This is a genomic window from Sandarakinorhabdus sp. DWP1-3-1 (assembly GCF_049896705.1).
In the GTDB taxonomy this organism is placed as follows: domain Bacteria; phylum Pseudomonadota; class Alphaproteobacteria; order Sphingomonadales; family Sphingomonadaceae; genus Sandarakinorhabdus.
The window spans coordinates 529,205-541,884 of sequence record NZ_JAFCUV010000003.1 but is presented as its reverse complement, the minus strand read 5'-3'; the positions used below and the strand labels follow the sequence as shown (position 1 = coordinate 541,884).

Here is a 12,680-nt window from a genome sequence, read left to right as displayed (position 1 = left end):
GTGCTTGAACAGCTTTGCATTCGCAGTCAATATGCTCTTATGCCACCCAGCGAGACCAGCACCGACCCGCACGGCATCTTTGCCGCCGATGCCCTCGAATGGCTGGCGCCGGACCATCGGCTGAACGCCTTTCACCCGGTCGAAGGCGGCAACGGCGCCGGTGTCGTCGCCAACCAGTTGCTGGCACCGCTGGCCGCCGCGCTGCCCGGTTTCGAGGTCCGCGCCGATATCGCGATGCGCGGGATTTTCCGCGGCGGCCTGTGGACGGCAACCAGCGGCCATCTGTTCGGCCGCTTCCTGGCGCCGCTGTTCGGCATCCCGCCGACCGGCCGCATCGCCCATGTCCGCTTCGGCTGTTTCCAGAACTGGCAGGATGGCAAGGCCATCGAGACCATCGTGCTGATCGACCTGCCGGCGCTGATGATGCAGGCCGGCGCCTGGCCGCTGGGCCCGCCGCTGGGTCCGCTGCTTATGGCGCCCGGCCCGATCGGCGGCGGCATCTGGCCGACGGCGACTGACGAAAGCGGCGCCAGCCTGGCGCTGGAGAGCGCCGCCAGCCTCGCGCTTGTCGAGGCGATGATCGGCGGGCTGATGCGCTTCGATGGCCAGGGCCTCGCGACGATGGGCATGACGGCCTATTGGCGCGACGATTTCTGGTGGTTCGGCCCCGGCCCGATCGGCAGCTTCCGCGGCCATGCCGATTACGAGCGCGGCCACCAGCTGCCGTTCCTGACCGCCTTCCCCGATCGCGTCGGCGGCAATCACCGCGCCCGGTTCGGCGACGGCCACTTCGTCGCCTCCACCGGCTGGCCGAGCATCACCGCCACGCATCGCGGCGGCGGCTGGCTGGGGCTCGCCCCGACCGATCGCGCCATCACCATGCGGGTCATGGATTTCTGGCGCCGCGACGGTGACCGGCTGGCGGAAAACTGGGTGATGATCGACATTTCCGAGCTGCTGTCGCAGATGGGCATCGACCTGTTTGCGCGCATGGCGGCCCTCAACGACAGGAGCTGACGATGGCCGAATGGTTGAAGCGCGGCGCGACGTCCGAAGCCCGTGCCGACAGCGATCGCAAGGTACGCGACACGGTGGAGGCGATCCTTGCCGATATTTCGGCCCGCGGCGATGCGGCGGTGCGTGAGCTGTCGGTGAAATTCGACGGCTGGGACCGCGACAGTTACCGGCTGACCGCCGCCGAGATCCAGGATTGCATCGACCAGCTGCCGGCGCAGGCGCTGAAGGACATCGAGTTCGCGCAAGTGCAGGTGCGCAACTTCGCCCGCATCCAGCGCGAATCGATGCAGGATGTCGAGGTCGAGACTCTGCCCGGCGTCGTCCTCGGCCACCGCCATATCCCGGTCAATGCCGCCGGCTGCTATGTGCCCGGCGGCAAATATCCGCTGCTGGCGTCGGCACACATGAGCGTCATCACCGCCAAGGTCGCCGGCGTGCCGCGCGTCGTCACCTGCGCGCCGCCGTTCCAGGGCCGTCCGGCACCCGCCATCGTCGCCGCCCAGGCCATGGCCGGCGCCGATGAAATCTGGTGCCTCGGTGGCATCCAGGCGGTCGGCGCGATGGCGCTCGGCACCGCCAGCATGGCGGCCGTGGACATGCTCGTCGGCCCCGGCAACGCCTTTGTCGCGGAGGCCAAGCGCCAGCTGTTCGGCCGCGTCGGCATCGACCTGTTCGCCGGACCGACGGAAACCCTGGTCATCGCCGACGAGATCGGCGCCGATGGCGAATTGTGCGCCACCGACCTGCTCGGCCAGGCCGAACACGGCCCCGATTCCCCGGCGATCCTGTTGACCACCTCGCGGGCGCTGGCGGAGGACACGATGCGCGAGGTCGAGCGCCTGCTCGGCATATTGCCCACCGCCGAGATCGCCCGCCGCGCCTGGGACAGCTTCGGCGAAGTCATCGTCGCCGAAGACGATGCCGAGATGGTCCGCATCGCCGACGACATTGCGTCGGAGCACGTCCAGGTGATGACCCGCGACCCCGATTATTTCCTGCAGCACATGACCAATTACGGCGCGCTGTTCCTCGGGGCGCGCACCAACGTCAGCTATGGCGACAAGGTCATCGGCACTAACCACACGTTGCCGACGAAGAAATCGGCGCGCTTCACCGGCGGGTTGTGGGTCGGCAAGTTCCTGAAGACCTGCACCTACCAGCGCGTGCTGACCGACAGCGCCAGCACGATGATCGGCGAATATTGCAGCCGGCTGTGTGCGCTGGAGGGCTTTGCCGGCCATGGCGAGCAGGCCAATATCCGCGTGCGCCGCCATGGCGGCCGCAACATTCCCTATGCCGGGGTCGCCGGGCCGCTGCTGGCCGCCGAATGACGGTGCTGCCACCGCCGCCCGATTTTAGGCTCGACGGCAAGCGCGCGCTGGTCACCGGTGCCGGCCGCGGCATCGGGCTGGCGGCGGCGGCGACACTGGCCGGGGCAGGGGCGCATGTGACGCTGGTGGCGCGCTCGGGCGACGAGGTGGCGGCGGTCGCGACGGCGCTGGCGGCGCGCGGCGATGCCGCCGAATCGGCGTGCCTCGATGTCCGCGACCTCTCGGCCGTCTCGGCCTTCTTCGCCGACCGCCCGGCCTTCGACATCCTCGTCAACAATGCCGGCACCAACCGGCCGATGCCGATGCAGAACGTGACCGAGGCCGATTACGACGCGGTGCTCGATTTGAACGTCAAGGCGGCGTTCTTCGTGGCGCAGGGCGCGGCGCGCGGCATGATCGCCGCCGGCAAGGGCGGCTCGCTGATCCATGTCGGGTCGCAGATGGGCCATGTCGGCGGGCCCAACCGCTCGCTCTACTGTGCGTCGAAATGGGCGCTGGAGGGCATGAGCAAGGCGATGGCGCTCGATCTCGCCAGTCATGGCATCCGCTCGAACACGCTGGCGCCGACCTTCATCGAGACCCCGATGACGCGGCCGTTCCTCGATGACCCGGCGTTCCGCGCCAATGTATTGGCGCGGATCAAGCTCGGCCGGCTCGGCACCGTCGACGACCTGACCGGCGCGATCCTGTTCCTCGCCGCTCCGGCTTCGTCGCTGGTCACCGGCACCAGCCTCGTCGTCGACGGCGGCTGGACGGCGGACTGATGGCCGGCGCGCTGACGATCGACGATGTGCGACAGGCTGCCGATGCCATCGCCGGTGCCGTCGTGCGGACGCCGTTCCTGCCGTCGCAGACGCTGTCCCAGCTGACCGGTGCCGATGTCTGGCTGAAGTTCGAGAATCTGCAGTTCACCGCCTCGTTCAAGGAACGCGGCGCGCTCAACCGCCTGCTGCAGCTGTCGGATGCCGAGCGGGCCCGCGGCGTCGTCGCGGTGTCGGCGGGCAATCACGCCCAGGGCGTCGCCTATCACGGCCGCCGGCTCGGCATTCCGGTAACGGTGGTGATGCCCAACGGCACGCCGCGCACCAAGATCGCCTGCACCGAAGGCTTCGGCGCCCGCGTCGTCAGCATTACCTTCAGCCTCGACCTCACCGACCCCGGCCGGGCCCAGGTCATCGTCGCGGCGCTGGCGACCCGGGGCCTTGCCGCCGAAATCATCGGGATCACCGAGGCCTGAGGGCGCGGCGCTACGCCGAATGTCCCTAGTCGCGGTCCGCCAATACGCGCTAGCAACACGGGGTGATATCCCCCGCCCGATCCACGCTCAAAGGCGCCCTCGACCAACGGACCCGCAAGGCGCTGACCGCCCCGGTCTGGCGCGACCCGACGCCGCTCAGGGCCGAACTGTTCGGGGTGGAGCGTCTGGAATTGCACGCCCAGTCGCTGGCGCGTGCCGAGCAGATCGAGACCGGGTCGCTGCGCTCGCGCCAGCTGCTGACCCGGCTCGACGACAATGCCGCGGCGCTGCGCCGTACCTATCGCGAAACGGCGGAGGCGCTGGAGCTCGACCGGCCGATCGCGCCGGCGGCGGTCTGGCTGATCGACAATTACCACATCGTCGAAAAGCAGATCCGCAAGATCCGCGACGACCTGCCGACCGATTTCTACCGGCAATTGCCCAAGCTCGCCGACGGCCCGCTGGCGACGCTGCCGCGCGTCTTTGCCATCGCCTGGGCCTATGTCGCGCACAGCGACAGCCTGTTCGAGGAACAGCGCTTCCGCCGCTATGTCGGCGCCTATCAGCAGGTCAGCGCGCTGACCATCGGCGAGCTGTGGGCGCTGGCCATCGCGCTACAGCTGGTCATGGTCGAGAACCTGCGCCGCCTCGCCGACCTCGCCATCGCCGACGAACAGGACCGGACTCGCGCCGAAGCCTTTGCCAATGCGCTGTTCGCGGCGCCGAGCGACGCGGTCGCGCTCGCCAGCCTGACGACGATCGACGGCCCGCAGCCGACGGCGTTCATGAGCCAGCTTGCCCTGCGCCTGCGCGACGCCGACAATCGCAGCGAGATGGCGCGGCGCTGGCTCGAATCCCAGGCCGCCGCCGCCGGCACCAGCATCAGCGCGATCGACACGCTGGCGCAGACCGCGCTAATCGCCTCCACCGCCTCCATCCGCAACGTCATCACCTCGATGCGGATCATCGCGGAAACCGACTGGGGCGACATGGTCGAATCGGTCGGCCTGCCCGATCGCGTGCTGCGCGCCGGCAGCGCCTTTGCCGGCATGGATTTCGTCTCGCGCAATCTCTACCGCAACGCATTGGAGGAGCTGTCGCGCGGCTCCGCCTATGCCGAGGACGCCGTCGCCGCCCGCGCCATCGCGCTGGCCGACGCGCGGCTGCGCGACAATTTCGTCGACAAGGACCCGGGCTTCTACCTGATCGGCCCGGGCCGGCCGCTGCTGGAGGACGACATCGGTTTCGTGCCGCCGGTCGATACCCGTCTGGCGCGGCGCCTGCGCGAGGGCGGCATCCTCTATTACATCGGCATCGTCATGCTGGTCGCGCTGCTGGTGCTGCAGGCGCCGCTGATCGGGCTGCGCCACGCCGCGCTGCCGTGGTGGTTCGTGGTGCCGATGCTGGCGGCGGTGCTGGTCATGGCGATCGAGACGGCGACCGCGATCGTCAACCGGGTGATGGCGACGGTGCTGCCGCCGCGCATCATCCCGGCGCTGGAGATGAAGGACGGCGTGCCGCCCGGCCTGCAGACGCTGGTCGTCGTGCCGATCCTGCTCGGCTCCAACACCCGCGTCCACGAGGAGATCGCCACCCTCGAGATCCACCACCTGCGCACCCGCGAGGATGCCGTCCGCTATGCGCTGCTGTCGGATTTCGGCGACGCAGCCAGCGAGACGCTGCCCGGCGAGGCCGAGCGGCTGGTCGAGGCCCATGCCGCGGTGGCGGCGCTCAATGCCCGGCATCCGACATCCGACGGTGCCCCGCGCTTCTTGTTCCTCCACCGCCGCCGCCAGTACAATCCGGCGGAACGCCGCTGGATGGGCTGGGAAAGAAAGCGCGGCAAGCTGCACGAACTCAACCGCCTGCTGCGCGGCGCCACCGATACCTCCTATTACGGCCCCGACGGCGGCTCCCCCACGGTGCCGCAGGGCGTGCGCTACGTCATCACCCTCGATGCCGACACCCAGCTGCCGATGGGCGCCGCGCGCCGGATGATCGGCAAGATGGCGCACCCGCTCAACCGGCCGCGCTTCGATGTCGCCCAGCGCCGCGTCGTCGCCGGCTATGGCATCATGCAGCCGCGGGTCACCATCGCGCTGCCGATCGGCCGCGGGCCTTCGGCGTTCGAGGCGCTGGCCGGCGGCCCGGCGGGCATCGATCCCTATGCCGCCGCCGCGTCCGACCTGTACCAGGACCTGATCGGCGAAGGCTCTTTCACCGGCAAGGGCATCTATGAAATCGATACCTTCATGGCGTCGATGGAGGGCCGGGTGCCCGTCAACACCATGCTCAGCCATGACCTGTTCGAGGGCATCCATGCCCGCGCCGGGCTGATTTCCGATGTCGAGGTCGTGGAGGATTTCCCCGTCCGCTACGATGCCGCCGTCCGCCGCCAGCACCGCTGGGTGCGCGGCGACTGGCAGCTGCTGCCGTGGATCCTCGGGCGCGGCCGGACGCCCGCCACCCGGCTGCCAGGCAACGGCCGCGCCAAGATGCTCGACAATCTGCGCCGCTCTCTGGTGGCGCCGTCGATCCTGGTGGCGCTGGTCGGCGGCTGGTTCATGCCAGCGGCGGCCGCGGTGCAATGGCTGGTCGGCCTGCTGCTGCTGGTCGCCGTTCCGCCGCTGCTGCCGCTGCCGTCGCTGCTGCTGGCGCCGCGGCCCCGCGACGTGCCGCTGCGCGCCCACCTCGGCGTCATCGGCAGCGAAATCCGCTCCGCCTTCGGCCATATCGCGTTGCAATTGACGACCGTCGCCGACCAGGCGGTGCGGATGATCGACGCCATCGTGCGCACCCTCGTCCGGCTGACCATCACCCGTCGCAACCTGCTCGAATGGACCACCGCCGCCTCGGCGAGCGCCGGCCCCAACCCCGGCGTCGCGCAGACCTACTGGTTCATGGGCCGATCGCTGCTGCTGGTCGGCGTCGCCGCCGCCGCCGCCGTCTGGCTGCAGCCGGCCATCGCGCCGCTGGTCGTGCCGCTGGCGCTGCTGTGGCTGGCGGCGCCCGCCGTCGCCTGGGCGATCAGCCAGCCGCGCCCCGTCGCCACCGCCCCGGTGCTCGATGCCGCCCAGCGCCGCCGGCTGGAGGATATCGCGCTCCAGACCTGGCGGTTCTTCACGACGCACGTCACCGCCGAGCACAACCACCTGCCGCCCGACAATTTCCAGGAAACCCCGGTGCCGATCGTCGCCGGCCGCACCTCGCCGACCAATATCGGGCTTTACCTGCTCGTCGTCGCCACCGCGCGCGATCGCCAATGGTGCACGCAGGCCGAGGCGCTCGAGCGGCTGCAGGCGACCTTTGCCACGCTGCGCCGCCTGGCGCTCTACCGCGGCCATCTGTTCAACTGGTACGACACCCGCGACTTGCGCGTGCTCGAACCGGCGTATGTGTCCGCCGTCGACAGCGGCAATCTCGCCGGCCACCTGATTGCGCTGGCCAACCTGCTCGACGCCTGGGACGATGCCGCCGCCGCCGCGCTGGCGGCCGAGGCGCGGGCAATGGCGCTGGCGATGGACTTTGCCTTCCTGCTCGATCCGGAACGCCTGCTGCTGTCGATCGGCTGGTCGGTCGCCGACAACCGCCGCGACGAAAGCTGCTATGACCTGCTGGCGTCGGAAGCGCGCCTCGCCAGCCTGTTCGCCATCGCCAAGGGCGATATTCCCGCCAAGCACTGGTTCCGCCTCGGCCGCAGCGCCACCACCGTCGGCAATTCGTCGGTGCTGATCTCCTGGTCGGGATCGATGTTCGAATATCTGATGCCGTCGCTGCTGATGCGCGCGCCCGACGGCAGCCTGCTCGAAACCTCCAACCGCCATGTCATCCAGCGCCAGCGCGAATATGCCCGCGAGGCCGACGTGCCCTGGGGCATCTCCGAATCGGCGTATAATGCTCGCGATCGCGAAATGACCTATCAGTACAGCAACTTCGGCGTGCCGGGCCTGGGGCTGAAGCGCGGCCTGTCGGAAAACCTTGTCATCGCGCCCTATGCGACCGGGCTGGCGACGATGGTCGATGCCGCCGCCGCGCTCGACAATCTGGCGGCGCTGGAGGCGATCGGCGGCCGCGGCGAATTCGGCTTTTACGAAGCCATCGATTTCACCCCGGCGCGGGTGCCGAGCGGCGAGCGCGGCGCCGTCGTCCGCACCTATATGGCGCACCACCAGGGCATGGCGCTGCTGGCGATCACCAATGTCCTCGATGGCGGCCGGTTGCGCGATGCCTTTCACGCCGAACCGATGATCGAGGCGACGGCGTTGCTGCTGCACGAGCGGCCGCCGCGCGGCGTCGGCACCTTCAATCCGCGCGCCGAAGAAACAACCGTCGCCGCGACCGACCGCCCCGCCGAACCCGGCGCCACCCGCAGCTACAGCCAGCACGCCGGCGCCGTGCACCCCGTCCACCTGCTGTCGAACGGCCGCTATGCGGTGCTGCTGACCGGCAACGGCGCCGGCTACAGCCGCTGGAAGGGGCTGGCGATCAACCGCTGGCGCGAGGACCCGGTGGTCGAAAATTACGGCGCCTGGCTCTATGTCAGCGACCATCACAGCGGCGCGTCATGGTCGGCGACAATGGCACCGCGCGGCGGCCTGCCGACGCAATATACCGCGATCTTCACCGAGGGCCGCGCCGAATTCCGCCGTCGCGACGGCGTGCTGGCGACGACGACCGAGGTGCTGATCTCGCCCGAGGACGACGCCGAGGTACGCCGCGTGTCGATCGCCAATCGCGGCAACCGGGCGCGGCGCATCGACGTCACCTCGCTGATGGAGCTGTCGGTCGGTGCGCAGGATACCGATCTCGCCCACCCGGCCTTTGCCCGCATGTTCGTCGAAACCGAACAGCTGGAGGGCCCGGTGCTCATCGCCCGCCGCCGGCCGCGCGGCAGCAGTGACCCGTCGATCTGGGTGGCGCATCTTGCCGTCGTGCAGGGCGAATCCGCCGGCCCCATCGCATGGGACACCGATCGCAGCGCCTTCATCGGCCGCGGGCACGGCGCCGCCGATCCCGTCGGGCTGGCCCCCGGCACCCGGCTCGGCGGCCATTGCGGCACCGTGATCGACCCGGCGTTCGCATTGCGCTGCCCGCTGGTCGTGCCACCCGGCCAGACGGTCCGCGTCGCCTTCTGGACCATTGCCGCCGCCTCGCGCGCCGAACTGCTGGAGGCCATCGACCGCCACCGCGAGCCCGCCGCCTTCGACCGCGCCGAGCTCGGCGCCTGGACCCAGGCCCAGGTCGAGCGCCGCTTCCTCCGCCTCGATGCCGGCGACGCCGCCGATTTTCAGCGCCTCGCCGCGCATATCGTCAACGCCGGCGCCGTCCATGCGCCGCCACCGGCGCTGGTCGCGGCGGCGGCGGGGCCGCAATCGGCGCTGTGGGTGCACGGCATTTCGGGCGACCTGCCGATCGTCGTCGTCCGCATCGACGATCCGCGCGACATGGGCGTCGTCGTCGACCTGCTGCGCGCCTTCGAGTTCCTGCAGGCGCGCTTCCTCGCGTTCGATCTCGTCATCCTCAACCAGCGCCGTGCCTCGTATGTCCAGGACCTGCAGAATGGCATCGACGATGCGGTGCGCGCGGTCAGGGCGCGGCCGGCGCCGGCGGGGGTGCGCGGCGACGTCTACACGCTGCGCGCCGACCTGATGCTCGAACAGCAGGTGGCGACGCTGCGCGCGCTCGCCCGGGTGGAGATCGCCGCTCAGCGCGGCAGCCTGCGCCGGCAATTGCAGCGGCCGGAGGCGGCGCTGGCCGTGGTGCCGCCGGCGCTGACGGCCGCGACGCATCGCCCGCGCCCCGGCCGCCCGCGCGAGATGGCGCTGCCGCATCCAGACAGCCTCGAATACTGGAACGGCCATGGCGGCTTCCATGCCGATGGCCGCGAATATGCCATCGTCCTCGATGGCCGCGAGGCGACCCCGGCGCCGTGGATCAACGTCCTCGCCAACCCCGATTTCGGCTGCCAGGTCTCGGCCGACGGGCTCGGCGCGATCTGGGCCGGCAACGCTCGCGAAAACCAGCTGACGCCCTGGTCGAACGACACCGTCGCCGATCCGCCCGGCGACATGCTGTATATCCGCGACCTCGACACCGGCCAGGTCTGGTCACCGACGCAGGCGCCCGCCGGCACCGATGGCCGCCGCTGCACGCGCCACGGCTTCGGTTACAGCCGCTTCCATGCCTCGGGCCATGGCATCGAAAGCGACCTGCTCGTCCATGTCCCGCTCGATGCGCCGCTCAGGCTGGCGCGCCTGACCCTGCGCAACATGTCGAGCGAAACCCGCGTGCTGTCGGTGACGGGCTATGCCGAATGGGTGCTGGGCCAGGCGCGATCGAAGACCGCGGCGCACATCGTCACCGAACACGATGCCGACACCGGCGCGCTGTTCGCCCGCAATCCCTTCGATCCCGAAACCGGGGGCCGCATCGCCTTTGCCGACCTGGGCGGCTGCCAGACCGGCTGGACCTGCGACCGCGCGGCTTTCGTCGGCCGCGGCGGCAGCCTCGCCGCACCGGCCGCACTCGCCCATGACACGCCGCTGGCGCCGGCTTGCGGTGCCGGGCTCGACCCCTGCGCCGTACTGATGACCGAGGTCACGCTCGCCCCTGGCGAAGCCTGTGAACTGGTCTGGACGATCGGCCAGGCCGCCGACCGCGATGCGGCGCGGGCGCTTGTCCGCCACTGGCGCGACGCCGATCTCGACGCCGAACTGGCGCGGACCACCGACCATTGGCGCCGCACGCTCGGCACCATCGAATTGCGCAGCCCTGACCGCGCCATGGACATCATGCTCAACGGCTGGCTGCTCTACCAGGTGCTCGGCTGCCGGGTCTGGGGCCGCGCCGGTTTCTACCAGGCCAGCGGTGCCTATGGCTTTCGCGACCAGTTGCAGGACGGCGGCGCGCTGCTGCTGGCGCGGCCCGATCTCGTCCGCCCGCACCTGCTGCGCGCCGCCGGCCGCCAGTTCCGCGAAGGCGATGTCCAGCATTGGTGGCTGCCCGAAAGCGGCCGCGGCGTCCGCACCCGCATCTCCGACGATCGCGGCTGGCTGGCGATCTCGGTCGCCGACTATGTCGAATCGACAGGCGACGCGGCGATCCTCGAGACGGCGATCCCGTTCCTCGAGGGCCGGGCGCTGGAACCGCACGAGCACGACGCCTTCTACCAGCCCGACACCAGCCACGACACGGCGTCGCTCTATACCCATTGCGCGCTGGCGCTCGACCAGTCGGTGGCGATGACCGGCGCGCTCGGCCTGCCGCTGATCGGCGGCGGCGACTGGAACGACGGCATGAACCGCGTCGGCGAAGGCGGGCAGGGCATGAGCGTCTGGCTCGGCTGGCACCTCATCCACGCCATCAACCGCTTCGCACCCTTTGCCGATGCGCGCGAGCCCGAACGTGCCGCCCGCTGGCGCGCCCATGCCGAAAGCGTCCGCGCCGCCATCGAGGCCGTTGCCTGGGATGGCGAATGGTACCGCCGCGCCACCTATGACGACAGCACCTGGCTCGGCAGCGCCGACAGCGACGAGTGCAAGATCGATTCGATCGCCCAGACGTGGAGCGTCATCAGCGGCGCCGGCGATCCGGCGCGGGCGGGGCAGGCGCTCGGCTCCATCCGCCGCCACCTTGTCGATCGCGAGCAGCGGCTGGTGAAGCTGTTCACCCCGCCGTTCGACGCGACCGACCACGACCCCGGTTATATCCGCGGCTATCCCCCGGGCCTGCGCGAAAACGGCGGCCAGTACAGCCATGCCGCGATGTGGACGATCATCGCCGCGGCATTGACCGGCGACGGCCGCGGCGCGGTCGACCTGTTCCAGCTGCTCAACCCGATCAACCATGCGCTCAACCCCGCCGACGCCGACCATTATCGCGTCGAACCCTATGTCGTCGCCGCCGATGTCTATGGCGTCGCGCCCAACGCCGGCCGCGGCGGCTGGACATGGTACACCGGCGCCGCCGGCTGGATGTACCGCGCCGGCGTCGAGCACATCCTTGGCCTGCGCCGCAGCGGCGACACGGTGCGCATGAAGCCGTGCATCCCCGACGACTGGCCCGGCCTGACGCTGGCGCTCAACCTCGGCGACTGCCGCTATCGCATGACCATCACCCGCGGCGCGGCATCCGCCTGCACGCTCGACGGCCAGCCGCTCGCGGTCACCGACGGCAGCATCGCCTGGACGCTGTCGCCGGGCGACCACGACATCGCCTGGTCGCTCTAATGCGCCGTCCAGCCGCCGTCGATGACCAGTTCCGACCCGGTCATGTAGCGCGATTCGTCCGATGCCAGGAACACGATGCCGTCGGCGATGTCCGACGGCAGCCCGGCAAAGCCCAGCGGTGACGCGGTCGCGATCAGGTCGGCATCGACGGTATTGGCGCCCGGCGGCAGGCCGACCGCGGCGCTGATCGTGCCGACCTCGTCGATCTTGCCCCAGATCGGCGTGTCGATGATGCCGGGGTGGACCGAATTGACGCGAATGCCGTCCTTCGCCGCGGCGCATTCCATCGCCACCGCCTTGGTGAACAGCCGCACCCCACCCTTGGTCGCGCAATAGCCCGACAGGCCGGCCGAGCCCGCCAGCCCCGCCACCGACGAGATGTTGATGATCGAGCCGCCGCGATAGCTGCCCTCGGGCTTGTCGGCGCGCATCGCCGGGATGCTGTGCTTGGTGCCGAGGAACACGCCGGTCAGGTTGATCGCCAGCTGGCGGTTCCACTGGTCGAGCGTCATTTCCGTCACCGACGCGCCGGTGCCGATGCCGGCATTGTTGACGAGAATGTCGAGCCGCCCGAACAGCCGCAACGTGCTGGCGACCAGCTCTGCCCAGCGGTCTTCCTCCACCACGTCCTGGCCGCGAAATTCCGCCCGCCCGCCGGCCTCGGTGATGGCCTTCGCCGTCTCGCGCCCGCCGCGCATGTCGATGTCGGTCAGGAACACCCCGGCGCCTTCGCGGGCCAGCGCGATCGCCGCCGCCCGGCCGATGCCGCTCGCCGCGCCGGTGACGAACGCCACCCGGCCATCCAGTCGTCCCATCTTTGCTCTCCCCATCGTGTTTTGCCGCAACGCTAGCCCGGTCGCGACCCGG

6 protein-coding genes are annotated in these 12,680 nt (G+C 70.2%); 5 read left to right on the top strand and 1 reads right to left on the bottom strand.

Translation table 11 applies throughout. The annotated features are described in order from the left end of the window. The first annotated feature begins 39 nt into the window (after positions 1-39). From ACP7AI_RS16280 to ACP7AI_RS16260, 5 genes are all read left to right on the top strand, one after another. Positions 40-1,017, top strand: a complete 978-nt coding sequence (locus ACP7AI_RS16280; RefSeq protein WP_426169604.1) for an ester cyclase — start codon at positions 40-42, stop codon at positions 1,015-1,017. A 2-nt stretch (positions 1,018-1,019) separates the two neighbouring features. Further along, positions 1,020-2,348, top strand: a complete 1,329-nt coding sequence (gene hisD, locus ACP7AI_RS16275; RefSeq protein ID WP_426169602.1) for a histidinol dehydrogenase — start codon at positions 1,020-1,022, stop codon at positions 2,346-2,348. Beyond that, the gene (locus tag ACP7AI_RS16270) at positions 2,345-3,112 is read left to right on the top strand and encodes an SDR family NAD(P)-dependent oxidoreductase (protein ID WP_426169600.1); all 768 of its coding nucleotides are present in this window, start codon (positions 2,345-2,347) and stop codon (positions 3,110-3,112) included. Before hisD ends, ACP7AI_RS16270 begins: the two co-directional genes overlap by 4 nt. After that, positions 3,112-3,585: a pyridoxal-phosphate dependent enzyme gene (locus ACP7AI_RS16265; RefSeq protein ID WP_426169597.1), complete on the top strand. Its 474-nt coding sequence runs from the start codon at positions 3,112-3,114 to the stop codon at positions 3,583-3,585. The genes ACP7AI_RS16270 and ACP7AI_RS16265 overlap by 1 nt, the downstream gene beginning before the upstream one ends. A gap of 62 nt (positions 3,586-3,647) precedes the next feature. Then, positions 3,648-11,813, top strand: a complete 8,166-nt coding sequence (locus ACP7AI_RS16260) for a GH36-type glycosyl hydrolase domain-containing protein (protein WP_426169594.1) — start codon at positions 3,648-3,650, stop codon at positions 11,811-11,813. On the opposite strand, the gene ACP7AI_RS16255 is transcribed toward ACP7AI_RS16260, so the two are convergent. After that, complete coding sequence (locus tag ACP7AI_RS16255) at positions 11,810-12,628, bottom strand: SDR family NAD(P)-dependent oxidoreductase (protein WP_426169590.1); 819 nt, start codon at positions 12,626-12,628, stop codon at positions 11,810-11,812. The two genes, ACP7AI_RS16260 and ACP7AI_RS16255, sit on opposite strands and share 4 nt — an antisense overlap. Between the last annotated feature and the right edge of the window lie 52 nt (positions 12,629-12,680).